21 protein-coding genes and 1 riboswitch are annotated in these 21,604 nt (G+C 69.4%); of the genes, 14 read left to right on the top strand and 7 right to left on the bottom strand.

Features of this window, described 5'->3' with window-relative positions; all coding sequences use genetic code 11:
• Positions 1-245 precede the first annotated feature (245 nt).
• The gene (locus tag KGA66_RS22040) at positions 246-491 is read right to left on the bottom strand and encodes a hypothetical protein (RefSeq protein ID WP_211470133.1); all 246 of its coding nucleotides are present in this window, start codon (positions 489-491) and stop codon (positions 246-248) included.
• Positions 492-624: 133 nt separating this feature from the next.
• Between KGA66_RS22040 and KGA66_RS22045 the strand changes: the two genes are divergently transcribed.
• The gene (locus KGA66_RS22045) at positions 625-2,073 is read left to right on the top strand and encodes a S8 family peptidase (protein ID WP_246508276.1); all 1,449 of its coding nucleotides are present in this window, start codon (positions 625-627) and stop codon (positions 2,071-2,073) included.
• Between the two features lie 252 nt (positions 2,074-2,325).
• Here the strand turns inward: KGA66_RS22045 and KGA66_RS22050 are convergent, their stop codons facing one another.
• Positions 2,326-2,676 (bottom strand): hypothetical protein, encoded by a 351-nt coding sequence (locus tag KGA66_RS22050; RefSeq protein ID WP_211470137.1) that lies wholly within the window; start codon positions 2,674-2,676, stop codon positions 2,326-2,328.
• Between the two features lie 94 nt (positions 2,677-2,770).
• Here KGA66_RS22050 and KGA66_RS22055 point away from each other — a divergent pair, with 94 nt between their 5' ends.
• On the top strand, positions 2,771-3,295 hold the full coding sequence (locus KGA66_RS22055) for a hypothetical protein (protein ID WP_211470139.1): 525 nt from the start codon (positions 2,771-2,773) through the stop codon (positions 3,293-3,295).
• A riboswitch (cyclic di-AMP (ydaO/yuaA leader) is annotated at positions 3,262-3,500 on the bottom strand. It overlaps the preceding gene by 34 nt.
• A gap of 418 nt (positions 3,501-3,918) precedes the next feature.
• Here KGA66_RS22055 and KGA66_RS22060 read toward each other — a convergent pair.
• Positions 3,919-4,719, bottom strand: a complete 801-nt coding sequence (locus tag KGA66_RS22060; RefSeq protein WP_211470141.1) for a hypothetical protein — start codon at positions 4,717-4,719, stop codon at positions 3,919-3,921.
• Between the two features lie 325 nt (positions 4,720-5,044).
• On the opposite strand from KGA66_RS22060, the gene KGA66_RS22065 reads away from it, so the two are divergent.
• Both KGA66_RS22065 and KGA66_RS22070 read left to right on the top strand, forming a co-directional pair.
• Entirely contained in the window at positions 5,045-5,476 is a 432-nt protein-coding gene (locus tag KGA66_RS22065; RefSeq protein ID WP_211470143.1) for a MarR family winged helix-turn-helix transcriptional regulator, read from the top strand.
• A 102-nt stretch (positions 5,477-5,578) separates the two neighbouring features.
• Positions 5,579-5,773, top strand: coding sequence for a hypothetical protein (locus tag KGA66_RS22070; protein ID WP_211470145.1), 195 nt, complete (start codon positions 5,579-5,581; stop codon positions 5,771-5,773).
• A 66-nt stretch (positions 5,774-5,839) separates the two neighbouring features.
• Here the strand turns inward: KGA66_RS22070 and KGA66_RS22075 are convergent, their stop codons facing one another.
• Positions 5,840-6,718 (bottom strand): phosphotransferase, encoded by an 879-nt coding sequence (locus KGA66_RS22075; protein ID WP_211470147.1) that lies wholly within the window; start codon positions 6,716-6,718, stop codon positions 5,840-5,842.
• A gap of 141 nt (positions 6,719-6,859) precedes the next feature.
• On the opposite strand from KGA66_RS22075, the gene KGA66_RS22080 reads away from it, so the two are divergent.
• The gene (locus tag KGA66_RS22080; RefSeq protein ID WP_211470148.1) at positions 6,860-8,002 is read left to right on the top strand and encodes an ABC transporter permease; all 1,143 of its coding nucleotides are present in this window, start codon (positions 6,860-6,862) and stop codon (positions 8,000-8,002) included.
• Positions 8,003-8,083: 81 nt separating this feature from the next.
• On the opposite strand, the gene KGA66_RS22085 is transcribed toward KGA66_RS22080, so the two are convergent.
• On the bottom strand, positions 8,084-8,395 hold the full coding sequence (locus KGA66_RS22085; protein WP_211470150.1) for an ArsR/SmtB family transcription factor: 312 nt from the start codon (positions 8,393-8,395) through the stop codon (positions 8,084-8,086).
• 230 nt (positions 8,396-8,625) lie between these two features.
• On the opposite strand from KGA66_RS22085, the gene KGA66_RS22090 reads away from it, so the two are divergent.
• From KGA66_RS22090 to gap, 5 genes are all read left to right on the top strand, one after another.
• On the top strand, positions 8,626-10,062 hold the full coding sequence (locus KGA66_RS22090; protein WP_211470152.1) for an aminotransferase class I/II-fold pyridoxal phosphate-dependent enzyme: 1,437 nt from the start codon (positions 8,626-8,628) through the stop codon (positions 10,060-10,062).
• Between the two features lie 134 nt (positions 10,063-10,196).
• A complete protein-coding gene (locus KGA66_RS22095) occupies positions 10,197-11,744 on the top strand; it encodes a class I adenylate-forming enzyme family protein (RefSeq protein WP_211470154.1) in 1,548 nt (515 codons plus the stop codon).
• Positions 11,745-11,748: 4 nt separating this feature from the next.
• Entirely contained in the window at positions 11,749-12,756 is a 1,008-nt protein-coding gene (locus KGA66_RS22100; protein WP_211470156.1) for a DMT family transporter, read from the top strand.
• A 348-nt stretch (positions 12,757-13,104) separates the two neighbouring features.
• Entirely contained in the window at positions 13,105-14,493 is a 1,389-nt protein-coding gene (locus KGA66_RS22105) for an APC family permease (protein WP_369015936.1), read from the top strand.
• 84 nt (positions 14,494-14,577) lie between these two features.
• Positions 14,578-15,579, top strand: a complete 1,002-nt coding sequence (gene gap, locus KGA66_RS22110; protein ID WP_211470160.1) for a type I glyceraldehyde-3-phosphate dehydrogenase — start codon at positions 14,578-14,580, stop codon at positions 15,577-15,579.
• A gap of 136 nt (positions 15,580-15,715) precedes the next feature.
• Here the strand turns inward: gap and serB are convergent, their stop codons facing one another.
• Positions 15,716-17,005, bottom strand: coding sequence for a phosphoserine phosphatase SerB (gene serB, locus KGA66_RS22115; RefSeq protein WP_246508274.1), 1,290 nt, complete (start codon positions 17,003-17,005; stop codon positions 15,716-15,718).
• 47 nt (positions 17,006-17,052) lie between these two features.
• Between serB and KGA66_RS22120 the strand changes: the two genes are divergently transcribed.
• The 4 genes from KGA66_RS22120 to KGA66_RS22135 all read left to right on the top strand — a co-directional run bounded on the left by KGA66_RS22120 (position 17,053) and on the right by KGA66_RS22135 (position 20,548).
• Complete coding sequence (locus KGA66_RS22120; RefSeq protein ID WP_211470162.1) at positions 17,053-17,835, top strand: ABC transporter ATP-binding protein; 783 nt, start codon at positions 17,053-17,055, stop codon at positions 17,833-17,835.
• Positions 17,836-17,951: 116 nt separating this feature from the next.
• The gene (locus KGA66_RS22125; RefSeq protein WP_211470164.1) at positions 17,952-18,368 is read left to right on the top strand and encodes an NfeD family protein; all 417 of its coding nucleotides are present in this window, start codon (positions 17,952-17,954) and stop codon (positions 18,366-18,368) included.
• A 201-nt stretch (positions 18,369-18,569) separates the two neighbouring features.
• Positions 18,570-19,673: an SPFH domain-containing protein gene (locus KGA66_RS22130; RefSeq protein WP_211470166.1), complete on the top strand. Its 1,104-nt coding sequence runs from the start codon at positions 18,570-18,572 to the stop codon at positions 19,671-19,673.
• Between the two features lie 89 nt (positions 19,674-19,762).
• Positions 19,763-20,548: a sulfite exporter TauE/SafE family protein gene (locus KGA66_RS22135; RefSeq protein ID WP_312887031.1), complete on the top strand. Its 786-nt coding sequence runs from the start codon at positions 19,763-19,765 to the stop codon at positions 20,546-20,548.
• A 60-nt stretch (positions 20,549-20,608) separates the two neighbouring features.
• Here KGA66_RS22135 and KGA66_RS22140 read toward each other — a convergent pair.
• Positions 20,609-21,604: hypothetical protein (locus tag KGA66_RS22140; RefSeq protein WP_211470168.1), on the bottom strand; the 996-nt coding region annotated here is incomplete at its 5' end.

Here is a 21,604-nt window from a genome sequence, read left to right on the forward strand (position 1 = left end):
GGCTTGGGGGGGCCGGCGGTCTCGCTGGTGGTCGACTCGGTGCCGGAGCTGGTGGAGCCGGCGGCGGCGGAGCCGAGTTCGGCGCAGGAGCTGGTGGAGCAGGCGGCCTAGGTGGCGGATTCGGCTCAGGGAAGTACGGATCGGGCAAGGGTGGGACCACGCTCGGCGCCGGCGAAGGCTCCGGCGTTGGCGCTGGAGCTGTAGGAGCCGAGGGCGGAACCGCCGGAGCCGGCAGCCGATACGGATCAGGCGCAGCGGCCGGTGCCGGCGCTGGTGCGGAAGGCGAAGGTGGCGCAGGCGCCGGAGCCCAGGGCCAGCAGGGCATGATGGGCGCCGGTGGGGCGCGAGGCGCGGGCGGTAAGGGTGACGAACGCGGTAATCGTGCCGGATTCCTTCGCCAGGACCCGGACTACTGGTATGGCGACAAACAGGCAGCGCCTCCCGGTGGAGTCATCGAGTAGCACGCTGCCTTCGTGCCGTGGCACTGACATGGCACGAAGGTGTCATTGTCCGGCGGCTGTCTGTAGCCTGTCACGGATACGGAGTGGCTCTGAGTTGGGCGAACGTGGGGAGTGGTGCATGGTTCGGGATAGTCGCCGTGGCCTGTATGGCCGGACAGTGGCGATGCTTACGGCAACCGGCACGATTGCTCTTACCGCGCTGACGGTCACGCCTGCCCACGCGACGACAAACCCGGTTTATGACAAGGAATGGGCGCTGAGCCAATTCCAGGTCACGAAGATCCGAAGTCAATACCAAGCGCGCGGTAGTGGCGTGATCGTCGCGGTCGTCGACTCCGGCGTCGATCCAACGCAACCGGATCTGCAAGGCTCGCTGCTATCTGGACTCAACTTCTCGGTTCCTTCAAATCCGTCATCGGACACGAACGACCGGTCTAGCGATTATCACGGGACGGACGTCGCGGCCATGGTCGCGGCACACGCACATGGTGATCCAAAAAACCCACAAGGTCTGTACGGACTTGCGACCGAAGCAAAGATCTTGCCGCTCGTTGACGGCGCCGAAAAGGCAACTGCAACATCCAGTGCCGCAGCTATCCGATATGCAGTTGACCACAACGCGCGTGTAATTAATATTTCGGGCGGCACGTTGGGTCCCTGCACGCGAGACTTAGCGTCTTCCCTTGACTACGCATTGTCCAAAAATGTAGTCGTTGTTGCTGCGGCGGGAAACGACGGAAACACCACAAATACAGCTAGCTGTCCTGCTGACCATCCGGGTGTAATCGACGTGTCTGCGATCGATCAGTCTGGTCACATGGACAAGTATTCGCACTATGGCAACGATGTGACGGTCGCAGCGCCAGGCGTCGATATTGAGGAGCCAGCGCGCGGCGGGAACTACGACACAGCCAGCGGTTCATCTCTCGCCGCCCCATGGGTGTCCGCCGAGGCGGCGCTCATCATCGGCAAGCACCCGGACTGGACCGCTGGCCAAGTCATCCGCGTCATCATCGGCAACACCGTCCAGGGCACCGGACAGCGCATAGACGACCACGTCGGATACGGCGTCATCGACCCGCTCAAGGCACTCGGCGCAGCCGCACCCACCGACACAAGCAACCCCCTCGGCGGACCCGCCTCCTCCGCCGTCACCACCACGACCACCGCACCCGCACCCAACAACAGCGCCAGCGGCCCAACCGCAGCCAGCGCCCCCACCTCAGCAGCCTCCGCCGGCAAGTCGTCGAACATCGGCCTCTACGCAGGGCTCGGCATCGGCGTACTCGTACTGATCGGCGTCATCGTTTTCCTCATCACACGAGGCAGAAACAACAACGGCTCAGGCGGCGCGGGAGGCGGCGGCGGAGGAGGCGGAAACGGCTACTACCCGCCGACACCCACACCCGGCGGACACTACGCACAACCCGGCCAGCCGCAGCAGTACCCAACCCCGCCCCCCAACCCCTACCAACAGCCAAGTAGCGGCGGGCAACACCCGTCGCAATACCCAGCGCAGTACCCGCCGCAGGGCACACCGTACACACCGCCGTCAGCGCCACGCGGACACCCGCAGCAAGGCCAGCCGCCCTGGCCTCAGCAACAGCCGTAGTCGCACAACGCCGCAGGAAGTAGCCCGGCTGCGCTATCAGAGACCTGCGATCGCGACAGCTGTACGCGTACGTCATCACGCGCCGCCCTGCGCTGCGACGCAGTCCGCTGCGCGGCGCACTGCGCCACACGGCTCGCATCCGTCCACACCCGGCACGACTCGACCAACTCGGCGCGCCGGCCGTCAAACCACAACCGGGACGGGCGCCCGAGCCGAACCCGGCCAGGCGCCCACCCGGCCATCCGCCGCCGACTACACGCTGCCATTCGCTATCAACGCCTGAACCATCCGCGCCGCCTGAGCCTCCCACTGCGCGTACGCCGTCGGGAAACCGGACCTCTGTACCGCCTGCGCCGCCCTCCACAACGCTTCACTCCGGTAATTCGGCGCATACGACTTCAAAGCAGACAGGAACGCGTTCGTCGCGTACACCGGATCGGTCAACTGCGCCGGCGTGCCCCACCCCATCGACGGACGCTGCTGGAACAAGCCCAACGAGTCCGCGTTCGTCGCCCTCGTCAAATTGATCAACGACGACTCCTGCATCGCCGTCGCCACCGCGATCACCGCCGCGTAAAGCGGCATCCCGCGCTGCTTCGTCACCGCGACGATCGTCCTCGCGTTCGCCCACTGCGAACTGTTCGGAGTGAAGTACTGCTGAGCGCCATACAACCCGGTCGGCTCAAGACTCGCGATCGTGACGTTCGCGTACGGGTCCGGCTTCGGAGCGCTCGACGCCGGTCGCGCCGCAGAACTGACAGGTGCGCTCACCGCCGCTGTTCTCTTCGCGGCGCTCGCCGACGCCGAAGCCGACGCGGAGACCGAAGCCGACGCGGATCTCGACGCGGACGTCGGCGCGGACATCGGCGCGGACGCCCGCGCCGATGTCCGCGCCAGAGCGGAAGGACTCGCGGCAGCCGACGTGCTCGTGATCGGCCCGCTGACGACAATGCCGCCACGCACCGGCGTACGCACAGCCGCGAGAGCAGCCGAATGCGCGTCCTGCGCGGCCAGAGCACTCGCAGACGCCGAACCGCCCTCGACAACGCGCGGCGAAGAACTGCCGAAAGCGCCATACGAGGCCGCGGCGGCAGTGCCGGTCGGAACAACAATCGCCGCGGTGACGACAGCGGTCAACGCGGTAGGTCGGGACTTCGGTTTACGGTGCGCGCCCATGGCGGTATGCAGAGCCTCTCCTCCAGCCGCCTACCGGGTTAGCTGACGGGTTCGGGCGGGGGAGTATTAACGCCCTACAGTGCGACACGCATCGCGTCACGGCGGCAAAAAGCCACTCATGACAACAACACACTATGCACCGATTCACCCCAGGGACTTGCGTCACACGGCGATGACGCGAATGGGTCCCCGGCTCCACAGCGCGCCGACCTGCACCGTCGCACACTCGCCGGACTTCGCGTATTACGAAACCCGGTCCGCTGCGGCCGGCCGGCCGGCACGCCATCACGTGGACTCGGCGGGTGCGCCGGTGCCGTCTTCGACGGCGCTTGCCAAGCGCACGGGCATGACCCTACGAGAACACCCCGAGCGTTGTCACCACGTTGGTCAGATTTTCATTGCGCAGCGGACCGTTTGATGTGATTCGCTCGCCCTACGCCATGGTTCGGTCGCGCAGCGCCACAGCACACCGCGCGGCCGCGGCCTGACGCTCACTTAATGACAAGTACTTGGTTACGCAACGCGCTCTGCCTGCGTTCCCGATCGCCTGACAGGGCGTCAACTGCACAGTGACCACCTTCCGTGCATCGGCGCTCACGCAACCAGAGCGCGTGAGCGGCCCGACCACCAAAGGGGAATGCCCAAAACCGACGCAACCGCCGAACACCGCTAATGCGGCGCGGTCCCGTTGACGATCGCGAGCACCATGCGCGCGGCCTGCGTCTCCCACTGCGCATACGCGGTCGGGAAACCTGAACGCTGAACCGCCTGCGCCGCCTGCCACAGATAAATCGTCATGTAATGCGGCGCATACACGTCAAGCGCCGCGAGAAACGCATTCGTCGCATAGTAGGGATCGGTGATCTGCGCTGCCGTGCCCCAGCCCTGCGACGGGCGCTGCTGGAACAAGCCCAGCGAGTCGGCGTTCGTCGCCTCGGTCAAGTTGATCAGCTGCGACTCCTGGATCGCGGTGGCCGTCGCGACCACGGCAGCGTAAAGCGGCATCTTGCGCTGCTCGGCCACCTTCACGATGGCCCGCGCGTTGGCCCATTGCGTCGCACTCGGCGTGAATGTGCTCTGCGCTCCGTAAATCGACGTCGGCTCCAACTGTGCCAACGTCGTGTGCGCGTAAGGGCTCGGCGGCGCGGTCTTCGTGGCCTTCGGGGAGGGCTTCGCCGACGCCGAGGCCGACGGCGACGGGCTCGCCGGCGCAGCGGCCATCAACGGCGCCAGCGGCATCGCCGGAGCGGCCGCGACAACCGAAGTGCCCTCCGACACGGCATCCGACGCGGAACCCGAGAACGCCATCGCCGCCGCGACACCGCCAGGGGCCCCGACCACGGTACCGGCCAGAGCGGCGAGCGTGATCGCTGGATAGCGCCTGGTCCACGGCTGCTCGGTGCCGGCTCGAGTCAGAGCCTTGCTGTGCTGGTAGTCCTCGCGGCCCTTCGGCTTGCTGTGCGAGCCCACGGGCGGATCCGACCTCCCCATTCGCAACGGTCTGGCTCTTGGCGGAAGAACATATAAGAGGATGACAAGACCTGTCACCGGTCCGCGGCCACCTCGGCGCGGAAGTTAAACGGCAATGGGTGGAACTTGACGGTTTGTTGACTCGGCGCGGGCCAGCTCATGGGCCGTCGGCCGCCGGAAGCCGCGCCTCCCGCCGCAGCGCCCGTATCGCCGCGCGGGATCGACCCGCCGCGTTCCGGCGTACGATCGCGATGAGGCTGGTCGGCGCGCCGGCCAAGGCGATCCGACCGCCGCGCAGCGCCCGGGTCAGGGCTAGAGTGTGACGATGACCACACACCCCGATCCGCAGGACATCGCCCGCCTGCGCGTCGCCGTCGGCCGCCTGCACCGCAGACTGGCCCAACGCTCCACCAGCGAGCTGACATTCGCCCAGATCTCCGCCCTGGTCACGGTGGAGAAGCACGGACCGATCCGCCAGGGCGAACTGGCCGCGCGCGAGAAGGTCGCCGCCCCCTCGATGACCCGCACCGTCAGCGGGCTGGCCGAAGCCGGACTGGTGCGCAAGATCCCCGACCCCGAGGACGGCCGCTCCAGCCACATCGTGGTCACCCCCGCCGCGCGCGTGCTTCTGGAGAAGATCCGAACCGAACGCACCGCGATGCTGACCGAGCGCGTCGCACGGCTGGCCCCACAGCGGTACGCGACCCTCGTCGCCGCCCTGCCCGTACTCGAAGAACTCGCCGAGGACGCGGACTGACGACCCCTGCCGCCGCGCGCCTGGCCGGCCCGCGCGCACCCCGGGTCGCCGGCCCACCCCCCCGGCACCTGCGGTCCGGGTACCGGATGTAACACTGGCCGTATGAGCGAGACAGGGACTCCGCGCGACGCGCTCCCGCAGGATGCGCGGCAGCCGCAGGAGGAATGGCCGCCGCGTGATTGGCGGGAAAGCAGCCGCGCAGCGGGACGCCGTCAGGCGCTGTACGTCGCGCTCGGCATGGCCGTGATCTTCGCCGTCCTGGTCGTGGTCGCGATCTGGGGCGCGCACAACGGGTGACGCGCAGCCGACCGGTGTTGCACGTGCACGGCGCGACCGGTTGAGGGACCAGGCCGCGCGAACGGATCACGCTTCGGCGCGGTACGCCTGCTCGGGCACCTCGTCGAGAGGGCCGGCGGCCAGCAGGTGTAGCAGCCGCCGCGCCTGATTCGCGTTGGGCTCGTCGGCGTCGGTGAAACACGCGAAGACCCGGCCCCACGCCATCGCCCGCGCCACCGGAGCGAGCCGGACCGCGAGATCCGCCGCGCGCCGCACCTCCCCGGGGCCGTACCCGGCCTCAAGCCACGGCTCCAGATACGCCGAACGCAACGCGGCAAGGCCCTCGGCGCCGAAGAACCGCCCGCCGGCACGTAACAGCACCAGCAGCGAACTGAACGGGTGGGTCAGCGAGGCGTCACCCCAGTCGAACGCCAACGCGCCGTCCGCGCACCCGAACACGTTGTTCGGGTGCAGATCACCGTGATCCAGCGACGCGGCGAACCCGAAACCCTCCAACTGCCGGCACCGCCGCGCCAGCACGGGAGCGAAATCACGCAGCGCCCGGACCTGCCCGGGCCGGAGCGCGGCGCGCACCGCCGGATCGTCGAGCAGCGCCGCCAATCGCTCCGGCAACACGGCGGGGCGCAGATCCGGCAGGCCGAGCGCGAGCAACTCCTCCGGGCGCGCGGCGAGCTCCAGCTGCAAGTGCGCATAGCGCCGCAACAGCACGGTCAGGTGCGCCGGATCAGCGTCGCGCCGCAACAGTTCGCCCAAGCGCGAACCAGCGTCCATGGACAACATCCAGGCGCGTCGCGTGTCCACGGCGAGCGGCGGCGGCACCATGTGCGGCGCCAAGCGGCTCAGTGCGCCGAGCAGACCCGGTTCGAACGCGGACCCGGGCGGATTCGCCTTGAACCACGCGGTACCGTCCGCCCCGACCGGAACCCGGGCGACCCCCGCTGACATACCGTCATCCTCGCAACCCGCGCCGACCCGCGTCGAACGGATTGCGCGGCCGGCCGGCGACCCGCACGTCCGTCCGCGTCGGACCGCACCATGTGGCCAACCCCCCGCGCGATAGGAGCGCGGCACACCCACAATGGCAGCATGACGGAACGCGACGAGCGCGAAAACGACGGCCACACCGAGCCCGCTGAATCCCGCGAGTTCGCCGGCCAGGCTGCCCGGCGCGGCGCACGCGGACCCGCCACCGCCTCCGCGGCCGCGACCGATTCCAGGGATGATGTGTGGCCGCAGATCAGAGACGCCGTCCGGCCGCGTTCTGCGCTTCTGGTCCTGGCCACCCTGTGCCTCGGCCTCGGCTTCGTACTCTCCTACGTCGGCGCCCTGCACCACCCCGCACCCAGGAACCTGCCCTTCGACGTGGTCGCCGCGCCCGCCGAGCAGTCCCGACTGGCCGTCAGCCTCGGCGCGCTCCCCGGAACGCCGCTCAGCCCCCGCCTGATCCCCGACGCGGGCACCGCGCGCGCCCGCGTCGCCGACCGCAGCAGCACCGGCGCACTCGTCGTGGACCCGGCCGCGACCACCGACACGCTGTACATCGCCTCCGCCGCCGGCCCGTCCATCTCCACCGCGGTCACCCGCGTCGTCGAGGCAGCCGAAGCCAGACAGCAGCGCACGGTCACGGTACGCGACCTCGTCCCGGTCGCCGCGCAGGACAACGGCGGCCTGTCCTGCTTCTACCTCGCGATCGGCTGGACCGTCACCGGCTACCTGATCGCCGCCATCCTCGGCGTCAGCGCCGGGGCGCGCCCGGCCACCCCGACCCGCGCCGTGGTGCGCCTGACCGCGCTCGCCCTGTCCGCGTGCGCCGCCGCAGCGGTCGGCGCCTGGCTGGTGCAGCGCGAACTCGGCGCGCTGCCCGGCGGCTTCTGGCCGCTCGCGCTCATCGGCGCGCTGGTCGTCTTCGGGGCGGGGACGCTGACCATGGCGCTGCAGATCGCGCTCGGGGTGCTCGGCATCGGCGTCGCGGTACTGATCTTCGTGATCCTCGGCAACCCCTCGGCCGGCGGCGCCTACGCCCGCGCGCTGCTGCCGCCGTTCTGGCGCTCGATCGGCGCCTTCTTCCCGCCCGGCGCCGGGACCGACGCGATCCGCTCCACGGCGTACTTCGGCGGCGCGAACACCGCCGTGCCGCTGTTCATCCTCGCCGCATACTGCGCGGTGGGGCTGCTCGGCACGTACGGCCTGGCCACGCTCCTACGCCGCAAGCCCGCAGCGGCGCGCTGACCGGCGTACCTCGCAGCTCTCGAAGCTCAGCCTGCAAGACGGTCCGGCCGTAAGTTCCCAACGGACGAAGCGACAGCCCGTTCAGGCTCTCAGCAGCGAGCTGAGCAGCTTGATCAGGCCCGGGAAACGCTTGTTCAGGTCCTGCGTGCGCAGTTTGGTCCACCGGGCCACGCCTTCGGGCCTGGTGTGGGTGAGGCCCGCCTCGCGCAGGATCCTGAGATGGTAGGTCAGGGTCGAGTCGGCGATGCCGAGTGAGGCCGCCAGAGGTGAGCAGGTCCGCTCCTGGCCGTCGAGCAGGGTGGTGAAGATCTTGATACGGGTGGCGTCTCCGAGGGCGGAGAGCACCTGATGCAGTTCGATGCTCTCGGTCGGGGGGTGATGATATGTAGCCATTGTCAGCACTTTGCGTTTCTGTGTTCGGCGTCCGTTCGCCGCGGCGACCTGCGGCCCCGCACCGGTCGTTCGCGGGCTGTCGGCCTCGTGACCGGTTGCGAAGATCACGCAGTACTCGTTCGGCGATTCTTTGACGCTGCGTCAGCTTTCTTGTTACTCTTCGATAGCACTAGAGAACTAGAACCATCGAAGTAAGCTCCACCATACACTATCTTGTGGGGGGACTGGTCATGGAGGCGCACTCATGGACCTCGCCGCCGTGCGAAGAAGACGCCGGGCCTGAGACACCGTTCGCGGACGCGGTGCAACGGGTGACCGCGACCGGCGCGGCGTCGTTCCACGCGCTGCCGATCTCGGGCGGACGTTCCCTGCTCGGCTCACGGCTGCGCGGAAAGTACCAAGCATTGCTCGGATCGTCGTATCTCTCGTCCGAGGTCTCGTACGGGGCCACGATGATCGACTCGTTCTTCCGTCCGCGCGCCTGCCTGGCCGAGGCGCAGCGACTGGCCGCCAAGACCTTCGGGGCCGACTACACGTATTTCCTGACCTGCGGCACCACCGTCACCAACGAGATCGCGCTGGACGCGCTCTCCGCCCGCAACGCGCGGGTGCTCGCGGACCGCACCTGCCATCAGTCGATCCACTTCGGCCTCGACCGCTTGGCCTCGCAGGTCACCTACTGCCGCACCCGCGCCTGCTGCACGGAGCAGGGGCACGCGCTGCCGGACATCGCAGACCTGGTCGCGCGGTTCCGCGCGGCCGCCGAGGCCGGGCAGCCGTTCGACATCGTGGTGCTCACGGCGGCCTCCTACGACGGCGTGCTGGTGGACATGCATGCCACGCTGACCGAACTGCTCACCTCAGTGGACGAACTGACCGTCCTGGTGGACGAGGCATGGTCGGCGATCCTTGCCTTCCATCCCGGATTCCGGCACACGAGCGCACTGCCCGCGGCGCGTCAGGTACTTGCCGAGATGCCCGGGAAACGGCTGCGGATGCTGGTGACGCAGTCGGCGCACAAGTCGATGTCGGCGCTTCGCCAAGGGTCTTACCTGCACGTGATCGGCGGGGAGGAACTGGCCGACGCGGCGGCGGCAGGCCTGTACCGATACCACAGCACGAGCCCCAGCCTGCCGATCCTGGCCAGCCTCGACCTGGCCCGCGCCCAGGCCCAGTCGGAGGGCGAGGCGCTGGTCGAGCGCTCGATGGAACTGGCCCGAGTGCTCAGGACGGCGTTGGAGAACGACACGCGTCTGTCCGGGTTCGTCCTCGGCGAACCACCGGCCGTCGCCGAGACCGGACTGCTCAGCTGGGATCCGACGAAGGTGCTCATCGACCTGTCCGAGGCGACCCTCAAGCTGGGCATCACCCGGCAGGAGATGCGCTCCCGGCTGTTCCGCGACTACGGCCTCTACTTCTCTCGGGTCTCGAACCACGGGATGCTGGCCAACATGCACATCGGGGTCACCCCCGAGACCGTCTCCCGCCTGCTGGCGTCGCTGCGCGGCATGAGCGACTCGTTCTGCGCGCGCCGGGCCGCGCGGCCCGGTGCCAGGTTCCTGATCGCCTATCCGCCGGGGGTCCCGCTGGCACTGCCCGGCGAGTCGACCGCCACCGGCGCGGTGCTCGAGCACGCGGCCGCCGGCGCCGAACTGTTCAGCGTCTGATCCCGACCGGCCCGGCGCTGTGAATCCGCGCTCCTGCGCTGCTCCGGGCCCTGAATCTGTCCTCTGATCTGCCCGTTTGCACCTACGCACGTCTGTCGATAACTTCGATATTTAGATAGTTGTAGAAGGGTGAAATGATTAAGATCGATGTGATCCGGCGGCACAGCGAGACCAAGCCCGACGCTCCGGCGGTCATCGACGGCGCGGTCACGCTCACCTGGAGCGCCCTGGGCGAACTCGCCGGCCGCGGCGCCACCTGCCTCTCCCGCCGGCTGGCCGACCGCGACGCGCGGACGGGCTCCCGCGACCGCCTGGTGTTCCTCAGCCGCAACCGATGGGAACTGCCGGCGCTCCAGGCCGCCGCGGCCACCATCGGCCTGCCGACGGTGGGGATCGACTTCACGCTTCCGCCCGAATACGTGGCGGCCTGCCTGGACCAGGTGCGTCCGGCGGTGATCGTCGCATCCGCCGAGTTCCGGGGACTGGTCGCGAAAGCGCTCGAACTGACCCGGGAGACGGACTGGCACCCCGTCGTCAAGCTGGCGTTGGACGAGCCCGGCGACGACGCGGCGGGCTGGACGAGCTGGGCGCGGTTCGTCGCCGAGGAGGCCGACGAACGAGACTGGATCAAGTTGCCCTTCGAGGGCCTCGGATTCACCTCGGGCACCTCGGGCGCGCCGAAGCTGGTGCTGCGCTCCTCCTCCTTCGAGGCCCGGCGATACGCGGACGTGGTCGAATTCTTCGGATTCACCGAGAGCGACGTCTACCTCAACTGCATCCCGCTCTACCACGCCTCCGGGCCCGGGTGGGCCCGGGTGTTCCTCACCCTGGGTGCCCCGGTGGTGCTCTCCCCGGACGGCGATCCCGCCCGTTTGCTCAAGCTGCTGGAACAGCACCGGGTGACGGCCACCCTCATGGTGCCGCCGGTGCTCGGGAGCCTGGTCGACTACGCCGGGGACGTCGTCAGGACCCTGCCGCGGCTGAACCTGCGCACGATCATCACCGGTGGCCGGCACCTCAGTCCGCAGGTCGTCCGGCGTACCGGCGCGGCCTTCGGCGACGTGCTGCACATCTACTACGGCACCACGGAGACCGGGGTCAACACGCTCAGTGCCCGGGGTGATCTGAGCCGTAACCCGCAGACGTGCGGACGGCCGTTCCCGGGCAACGCGATCGCCATCCTCGACGCCGACGACCGCCCGGTGCCCACCGGGACCTGCGGGCGCGTCGCGGTCAGTGGCTACATGCTCGCCGACGGCTTCGCCACCCAGGCCGCGCCCACCGTCGAGATCGGCGGCACGACGTGGTGGGTGACCAGCGACACCGGCCGGCTGAACGAGGACGGCGAGCTGTTCATCGCCAGCCGGGACACCCCCGAGTGCGCCCGCGGCGTGGACACGATATCGCTGGAGAACTGGCTCAAGTCAGTCCTCGACGTCGGCGACCTCGCCGTCGTGATCGACAACCGGGGGACCGAACCCCGGTTGGTCGTCGCGTTCACCGAGGGAGCCCACGGCTCGGTCCCCTCGGGTGTGGTGGGCGCGGCGGCGCTCGCCCGGCTCACGCCCATCCAGGTGCAGGCCGTGGAGGTTCCCGCCATCCCGTACAGCCCGACCGGGAAGCTGCGGTCGGGCGCCTTCCTCAATGAAATCACCCGTCCGGCTGTTCTCACGAAAGTCTGAATCAATGGACAATTCGAAGCGCTCTTTGGGCATCACGCTGTGCATCGCGGCCACCGTGTCGTGGGGCGGCATGTTCCCGATCATGACCCACGCGCTGCGGCACATCGACCCGTTCACCTTCACCTGCATGCGCTACACGATCGCCGGCGCGATGTTCCTGTTGCTGCTGGTGCGCTTGGAGGGCACGGCGGCGCTGCGCCTGGCGGGCGAGCGGGTGTGGCTGGCCTGGGCGTTCGGGACCGCCGGTTTCGCCGGGTTCCAGTTCCTGGTCTTCTACGGACAGAAGCTGATCGGTGTCGGTGGCGAGCTGGTGACCTCGATCATGATGGCCACGATGCCGATGCTCGGTTTCTTCGTCAACTGGTTCCTGAAGAAGGTGGCGCCGCCGAAGTGGGCCGCGCTGTTCATCCTGATGTCGCTGACCGGCGTGTTGCTCGTGGTGTCGAAGGGCGACGTGTTCAGCCTGCTGCACCAGCCGAAGATCTACGGCCCGGCGGCGCTGATCCTGTTCGCGGCGCTGTGCTGGGTGATCTACACCGCGGGTGCGGGGTTCTTCCCCACCTGGTCGCCTTACCGGTACACCGCGCTGACCACGCTGATGGGGCTGGGCAGCGCGATGGTGATCACCCTCGGGCTGCTCGTCGGGCACGCGGTCGCCGTGCCGACCGGAGGGGACGTGGTCTCGATCCTGCCTGAGCTCGCCTACATGGGAGTGGTCGCCGGATTCGGCGGCGTGCTGTGCTGGAACATCGGCAACAAGATCCTCACCCCGCTCAACGGCGTGCTCTTCATGGACGTCGTGCCGATCACCGCGTTCACCATCACGGCGCTGACCGGGGCCGTCCCGGTCGCCGCCCAGTTGGTCGGCGCCGGGCTCACCGCCACCGCCCTGCTGTGCAACAACATCTACCTGCGGCACCGGCTGGCGACCCCGGTCGCTGCGCCCGAGCCGGCGGCGGTCACGGCCGCGGCCGAGCCCGCGTCCAGTGGCGCGCCCGCCGTGAGCCGCTGACAAACCGGATCGGATTCACCAGGGCGCTGACGCGGCACCGGGCCGTGTTCCGCTGCGTCGCCGGTCGCACGGCGGCCGAGCGGAACACGGCGCCGGTGTTCGTATCCACGCCACCGCCACCGCCACGGTGTCCTGCGTGTCACCGCTGCACGGACACGCATCTGCATCTGCGCTGTCCGCAGGCATTTCCGGCAGTGCGACTCCACACCCTGCCACGCACGACATCGACAGCAGCCTGATATCCGGGAGGATGCCATGTACGACGAGACGTTCGGCACGGGCTCATCGGTACAGACCGCGCTCGCCGCGGCTCCGCCGGCGCACGAAAGTCACCGGCTGCGCGGCGGCATGCTGGGAATGGTCGATATCGCGGCGTCGACGATGGCGAACATCGGACCCGCGATGAGCTTCTACTTCGGCTTCGGCTTCCTCGCCGCCACTGCGGGCATCGCCTCGCCGCTGACCATCGCGCTCGCCGGTGTCGCGGTGGCACTGCTCGGCCACATGCTGGCCGAGTTCTCCCGGGCGCTGCCCTCCGCCGGGGGCTTCATCACGTTCGTCGGCCGCACCTTCGGGGCCACCGCGGGCGTGACCACCGCTCTGCTGACCGGCCTGGGATACATCATCGCGATGGCGTCCGTCATCGCGATCACCGGTGGCTTCCTGTCGATGACGCTGGAGCGCTACCTCGGCGTCGCGGTGCCGTGGATCTGGCCGACCCTCGTGCTGACCGCGGCGGCGGTGGCGATGATGGTGCGCGGAGTCGCCGTCTCCACGAAGGCGGCCGGTCTGTTCTTCGGCGTGGAGATCCTGGTCATGGTCGTGATCTCGGTCGTGGCGATCGCCCGCCACGGCGCGGAACTGTCCACCGCGCCGTTTCGTCCCAGCCACATCACCAACGGGTTCAGCGGATTGGCCGAAGGCTTCCCGTTGGCGGTCTTCCTGTTCATCGGCTGGGAGAACTCCGCCGCGCTGGCCGAGGAGGCCGACAACCCGCGGCGCAACGTCGGCCGGGCGGTCTTCCTCTCCGTCGCGACGATGTCAGTGAGCTACATGCTGTTCTCCTACGCGACGGTGACCGGGTTCGGCTACGACGCGAGCCGGCTCGGGGCGTCCGACATCCCCTTCCTGACGCTGGCCCGCGGCACCGTGGGGGCGCTGGCCTTCTTCGCCTACTTCGCCGGCCTCACCTCCACCGTGGGCAGCCTGATCGCCGGGGTGAACTCGCAGGCCCGGCTCATCTTCAACGCGGGCCGGGAGGGGCTGCTGCCCTCCTTCATCGGGCACGTCCACCCCGTGCGCCGCACCCCTGTGTACGCCATCTACACGTTCGTCGCGGTGTCCCTCCTGCTGATCGGCGGCTGGGGGCTGGCACACGTGATCGGCGGCGGCGCGATGGATCCGGTCGCCTTCTTCGCGGAGGCTTCGACGATGGGCACGCTGCTCATCCTGCTCGTCTACCTGACGTCGAGCGTCGCGCTGCCCTTCTACTACCGCAGGCACCGGCCGCAGGAGTTCCGGATGGTCAGGCACCTGATGTTGCCGGCGCTGGGCTCCGCGGCGATCGCCGTACCGCTGTACTACCTCGTGAAACCCGGACAGCCCGCACCGTTCGACTGGTTCCCCTACGCGGCGCTGATCCTCTTGCTGCTGTCGGTTGCATACGCCGTGATCCTCACCCGCCGCGATCCCACCCTGGGCGACCGGATCGGATCCATCGTCGCCGACCACCGCTGACCGCGAGACCGAACACACGCCGCCGGTCCGTCCGGTCCAACCCGAGTCATTCGATACAGCCACGTCGAGAAGAGGCATGGAACCATGACCGCAAGAATCGCCATCAACGGCTTCGGCCGGATCGGCCGGGGCGTGCTGCGCGCGGCGCTGGCCCGCGAGGACGACCTCGAGATCATCGCCGTCAACGACCTCGCGGACGCCGCCACGCTGGCACATCTGCTCAAGTTCGACAGCAACCTCGGCACCCTTCCGCAGACCCCGCGGGTCGAGGGCGACCGGATGTCGCTCGGCGAAACCGAAATCAGGGTCCTGTCGGAGCGCTCGCCGGAGAAGCTGCCCTGGGGCGCGCTCGGCATCGACGTGGTCATCGAGTCGACCGGTAGGTTCACCGACCGGGACAAGGCCGAGGCGCACCTGACCGCCGGCGCGCGCCGCGTGATCATCTCGGCGCCCGCCTCCAACGCGGACCTCACGATCGCCTACGGTGTGAACCACGACCGGTTCGACCCCGCCGTGCACACGATCCTCTCCAACGCCTCGTGCACCACCAACTGCCTCGCGCCGATGGCGAAGGTCCTCGACGAGGCGTTCGGCGTCGTGCACGGCACCATGCTGACCGTGCACGCGTACACCCAGGACCAGAACCTCCAGGACGGCCCGCACCGCGACCTTCGGCGCGCCCGCGCCGCCGCGCAGAACCTGGTGCCCACCAGCACTGGAGCGGCCAAGTCGATCGGCCTGGTACTGCCGTCCCTCAAGGGCAGGCTGGACGGCTACGCGCTGCGGATCCCGACCCCGGTCGGCTCGCTGACCGATCTGACTGTGGAGGTCTCCCGCGACACCGACGTCGCCGAGGTCAACGCCGTCTACGCGGCGGCCGCCGACGGAGCGCTGCGCGGCGTCCTCGACTACACCGAAGCTGCGATCGTCTCCAGCGACATCGTCGGCAGTCGCGCGTCGTGCATCTTCGACGCCGGTCTGACCAAGGTGATCGACTCGCGCCACGTGAAGATCTGCGGCTGGTACGACAACGAGACCGGCTTCAGCAACCGCCTCCTGGACACCGCCCTGCACATCGTGAGCTGAGACGCAGCCGGCGGACGGGATCTGCGGCTTGATCCGTGTTCCTGCGGCGTGGTGGGAGGCGACCTCGATCGGGCGGCGCGAGCCGCGCGGGCTGAGTCTGAGGAGCGGCGCGACGGACGAACCGAAGGCCGTTCGGTCAGTCGCCCTCGCCCTCGCCCTCGCCCGGCTCGCCAGTCTCGTGCACCGACGCCTCCGCCTCCTCGACCTCTTCACGCGGAATGCCCAGCAGGAACAGGATCGTGTCGAGGAACGGCACGTTGACCGCCGTGTCGGCGGCCGCGCGCACCAGCGGCTTGGCGTTGAACGCGACCCCGAGGCCCGCCGCGGCCAGCATGTCCAGATCGTTCGCGCCGTCGCCGATCGCCACCGTCTCCGACAGCGGCACCCCCGCGGACGCGGCGAAACGGCGCAGCGCGGCAGCCTTGCCCGGCCGGTCTATCACCTCGCCCACCACCCGGCCGGTCAGCCGCCCGTCCGCCACCTCCAGCGTGTTGGCCGCGGCGAAGTCCAAGCCCAGCTGCGCCGCCAGCGTGTCAGTGATCTGAGTGAACCCGCCGGAGACGATCCCGACCTGGTACCCCAGTCGCTTGAGCGTGCGCACCAGGGTCCTGGCGCCCGGGGTGTAGCGCACCTCGCCGCGCACCTCGTCGAACACGGACTGCGGAAGTCCCGCGAGCAGCGCGACCCGCGCGTGCAGCGAGCCGGCGAAGTCCAGCTCACCGCGCATCGCCGCCGCGGTCACCCGCTCCACCTGCTCCAGGCAGCCGGCGTGCCGGGCCAGCAGTTCTATCACCTCGTCCTGGATCAGCGTGGAGTCCACATCCATCACCACCAGGTGCTTGGCCCGCCGCGCCAGCCCCGAGCGCTGCACCGCGATGTCCACCCCGGCATCGGCCGCCGCCGCGGCCAGCCGCTCGCGCAGCCGCGCCGGATCCACCCCGGACACATCGAGCTCGATCGCGGTCACCGGGTACTTCGCCAGCCGCACGATCCGGTCGATGTTGCCCTCGACCTGCGCGATACTGCCCGCGACGCGCTCCATCGCCGCGGCCGTGAGCGGGGAGCCGAGCACCGTCACCCGGCTGCGCCCGGCCCGGCGCGGCCGGTTGTCCCCGCGCCCCTCGGTGATCTCCACGTCGAGCTTCCACGCGGAAGCCCAGCGGTGCAGCATGATCCGGAACTCGGTCTGGTCCTCGGGCGCCGTCACCAGTACGCCGAACACCAGGCGCCCGCGCAGCACGATCTGCTCGACGTCCGCGACCCGCGCGGTATATCCGGTGCGCTCCTCGAACCGGGTGATCTGCTCGAACAACGCCGCGGTCACCCCGGGCCGATCCGCACCGAACACCGTGACCAGCAGCGTCGGCGCGTCGTGCGCCATGGCCTGCGGGCGCCCTTCGAGCGCCCCGGCGATCTCCGATTGCATGGCCCCACGCTACCTGCCCGTCATCCGCACCCTATAGGTTTGGCCACATGACGGACGTGCTCGACCTGGTCGACGTCTCCCTCGTGCGGGACGGGAAGAAGCTGCTGAGCGCGATCACCTGGCGGGTCGCCGAAGGCGAGCGCTGGGTGGTGGTCGGGCCCAACGGGGCCGGCAAGACCACGCTGCTGCAGATCGCCGGGGGGAACCTGCACCCCAGCAGCGGCACCGCCACCATCCTCGGCGAAACCCTCGGCCGGGTAGACGTCTTCGAGCTGCGCCCCCGGATCGGCCTGACCTCCGCCGCCGTGGACCAGCGGCTCGGGCGCACCGCCCGGGTGCGCGACGCGGTGCTGACCGCCAGCTACGGGCAGCTGGGCCGCTGGCGCGAGAAGTACGACAACGTCGACACCTCGCGCGCCGACGACCTGCTGGCGTGGTGGGGTATGGAAGGGTTCAGCGACCGGACCTACGGCACGCTCTCCTCGGGCGAGCGTAAACGAGTCCTGATCGCCAGGGCCCTGATGACCGATCCGGAGCTGCTGCTGCTCGACGAGCCGGCCGCCGGGCTCGATCTGGCCGGCCGCGAGGACCTGGTGCGCCGCCTGGCCAATCACGCCGCGGACCCGAACTCGCCGGTGACGATACTGGTCACCCACCACGTCGAGGAGATCCCGCCGGGTTTCACGCACGTGCTGATGCTGCGCCAGGGCGGGATCGTGGCCGCCGGGCCGGTGCCGCTGACCCTGACCGCGGAGAACCTGTCAGCATGCTTCAACATGCAGCTGGCGGTCGAGAGCGCCGGCGGCCGCTACTACGCGCGCGGCCTGTGACGGGGCGCCGAGATAATCAGTAGTTTGAACTAAAGCTGTTTTCGCCGCATACCGCACGCAGTGGGAGCGTAGTCGCCCACTGCGCAAAGTCGAACGCGCTCAGTATCATGGTCGGTATGGGATGGGTGTGGTGGATGGTCACAGCCGTCTTACTGCTGTTGGCCGAGCACGCGACGGCTACGCTCGCCTGCCTGATGGCCGCGATCGGCGCCGCCGTCGCCGCAGGTCTGGCCGCGCTCGGCCTGCCGCTGGCCGGCCAGGTCCCCGTGTTCGTCCTGGTCAGCCTCGGCCTGATCGTGCTGGCGCGGCCCGCGGTCGTGCGCCGCCAGGCGCTGCCCGGGCTACGCACCGGCGTCGCCGCGCTCGTCGGCTCCAACGCGCTGGTCACCAGGCGGGTCGACGCGCACTCCGGCCACATCGACCTCGGCGGGCAGACCTGGAGCGCGCGCTCGTATGACCCGGATGCAGTATTCGAACCGGGAGCCGTCGTCCATGTGCTGGAGATCAGCGGTGCCACGGCACTGGTCGGCTGAACCGACCACGCGCCGCCCCGCGCCCCGCCTGCGCCTTGTTGAGCCGCATCGGCACGGCGCGTTGGGTCTGACCCGCAGACAGCACGGGCATAATCGCAGTATCGTGTGGGCTCGTCAGTGCTTTAACTTTTGCGGCTCAACGTGCGGCCACACGACCATGGCGCGGCGCCCGTGTCGTCGCCGTACTAGGGGAGGTCAGGGATGAGCGTGGTCACCGCGATTCTCGTGGTGCTGATCGTGGTGTTGTCGGTCACCTACTTCCTGTACCGGTCCGTGCAGATCGTGCCGCAGGCCAGCGCCCAGGTCGTCGAGCGCTTCGGCCGCTACCGGCGGACCCTGGAGCCCGGGCTGCGCTTCCTGGTGCCCATCGCCGACACCATCCGCGCCACCGTGGACATGCGCGAACAGGTGGTGCCGTTCCCCCCGCAGGAAGTCATCACCGAGGACAACCTGCTGGTCTACATCGACTGGGTCGTCTACTACCAGGTCACCGACCCGCGCCGGGCCACCTACGAGATCCAGAACTACGTTCAGGCGATCGAGTACCTGGTGTCCACCACGCTGCGCAACATCGTCGGCGGCATGGACCTGGAGCGCACCCTGACCAGCCGCGACGAGGTCAACACCGAGCTGCGCGACGCCCTGGACTCCGCGACCGGCCCCTGGGGCATCCGGGTCAACCGGGTCGAACTGCGCACCATCCAGCCCAACCGCGACATCACCGAGGCCATGGAGAAGCAGGTGCGCGCCGAGCGCGAGCGGCGCGCCACGGTGCTTCAGGCCGAGGGCGTCAAGCAGGCCGAGATCCTGCGCGCCGAGGGTGACCGGCAGTCGATGATCCTCAAGGCGGAGGGCGAGGCGAAGGCCGCCGAGCTGCGCGCCGGCGGCGAGGCCCAGGCGATCAAGAAGGTCTTCGAGGCCATCCACGAGGGCGACGCGGACTCCAAGCTGCTCAGCTACCAGTACCTGCAGATGCTGCCGAAGCTCGCCGAGGGCGAGGCCAACAAGGTCTGGATCGTGCCCAGCGAGCTGGGCAAGGCGGTCGAGGGCATCGGCGGCGCGTTCACGCGCCTGGGCATGCAGCAGGCCAACGGCGAACCGGGCCCCGGCCCGGGCGGAGCCGAGGGCGCGGGAGAGGAGGGCGGCGACCCGGCCCGGCCCGGCGGCCCGCGCCCCTCGGCCGCGCCCACGGCGCCCGCGGCGGGCGGCCCGGCGCGGGAACCCAAGGACCGCGCGGCGCACGCCGCCCCGCGCCCGCGTCGCCTCTCCCCGGCCGACGTGCTTTACGGCGCCGAGGACGAGTGAGGCCGACCCGCCCGGTGACTGACCTGCGACACACCAGGTAAGGGGCACGTGTCGGATGAGCGGTAGACGCGCACGGGTACCCTGATCGCGTGACGCATGGGATAGGCGAGGCGGCGGCGCTGTTCGCGGCCGGACTGGCGGCGGGAACCATCAACACCGTCGTCGGCTCCGGCACGCTGATCACCTTCCCGACCCTGCTCGCCTTCGGCTACCCGCCGGTGACCGCCAACATCACCAACACCGTCGGCCTGGTGCCCGGCGTGCTCAGCGGCGTGCACGGCTATCGCAGGGAGCTGCAAGGGCAGCGCGGCCGGCTGCTGCTGCTCGGCAGCGCCTCGGTACTCGGCGGCGTCACCGGCGCGATCCTGCTGCTCACCCTGCCGTCGGGCGCGTTCAAGGCGATCGTGCCCGCGCTGATCGTGGTCGCGCTGGTGCTGGTCGTCGTTCAGCCCGCGCTCGGCCGCTGGGTCGCGCGGCGGCAGGAGGCCCGCGGCGGGCGCGGCCAGGCGGGGCGGGCGAACGCGCACGGCGGGCCGGCGCTGTGGCTGCTCGTGTACGGCACCGGCGTCTACGGCGGCTATTTCGGCGCGGCTCAGGGCGTGATCCTGATCGGCCTGCTCGGCATCGCCTTCACCGACACCCTCCAGCGCATCAACGGGGCCAAGAACGTCCTGGCCGCGCTGGTCAACGGGGTGGCCGCGATCATCTTCATCAGCGTCTCGCACGTCGCCTGGGCCGCCGCGGGCCTGATCGCCGCGGGCTCGATCCTCGGCGGGCAACTCGGCGCGCACATCGGCCGCAGGCTGCCGCCCATCGCGCTGCGCATCGTGATCATCTGCGTCGGCGTCGTCGCGCTCGTGAAACTGCTGGCCTGACGGCCGGCTGAGCCTGAGTCTGATGAGTCTGAGTCTGAGTCTGGTCCGGCTGCGGCCGGCTCACGCAGGACTTTCAACCGGGGCCGCGGCGGCCGAGGCACTTGAAGTGCCGCCGGGCGGTGGCGGCAGGTTTATCAGTGATCGGGTGACGGCCTGGGTGACGATGAGGCAGGCCGTGACGCCGACGCCGTTTTGGCTGAGCGTCATGGTCTCGTGGCTGACGATGCCGGGCAGCGCGCTCTGGTCGAGTAGGGCGTCATCGCACCCGCTGAAGGCGGTGGCGGACGATATCGCGTAGATCTGGGCGGTGTGCGACTTCGTGCACGACACCGGTACCAGCGGGTTGTCGTCCGGTGCTGCCGGGTCCTGGAGGCAGTCGCCCAGTTTGAACACGGGGTGGTACCGGGGCTTCGTCGTACTCGTGCTCTTGATCGATCCGAAGTCGTCGGCGACGAGGTGGACGATGAGGGCGAGGCTGAGCGCCATGAGCGCCATGAGCGCGAGGAGCGCGAGGAGGGTCAACTGCACGGCTCGGGGCCTGGCCGACGCAACCTTCCGCGGTGGGTCCGTCGCCGCCGGCGTGGAGAGTTCGTGGGCGGCGTGGGCGTCTCGGGCGTGATCGGCTGCGGCCAGCACCGCGTCGATGAGTTCGTCGGCACGGGTGTAGTCGCCGGACCATCGCTGGTAGCGGCTTGTCTCCACACCTCGGGCTCGCCGGCGCCGGCCGTCGCTCAACACGAAGACGATTCCGAGGCTCGTGGTGTGGGCGCGCACGATCAGGGCCAACGGTAGCCGGGTGATCTGTCGCAGGCCGACGATGGTCAGTTCGTCTTCACTCAGGATGATGCGATACCGGAACGCGTAGCCGACGCCTTCGGCTGCGGGCCAGGCGAAGACCACCAGGCACAGCAGTAGCCAGGGGACAGAGATCCCGCCGTTCACCGCGACAGCGATGGTTACGACGGACAGCAGCCAGTACATCGCGGTCACGAGGGCGGCGGCCACTCGGCCCGCAGTCGACGGGCGCCACTGACGAACCACATCGGACATACAGCC

This window comes from Actinocrinis puniceicyclus (assembly GCF_018283645.1).
Lineage (GTDB): Bacteria > Actinomycetota > Actinomycetes > Streptomycetales > Catenulisporaceae > Actinocrinis > Actinocrinis puniceicyclus.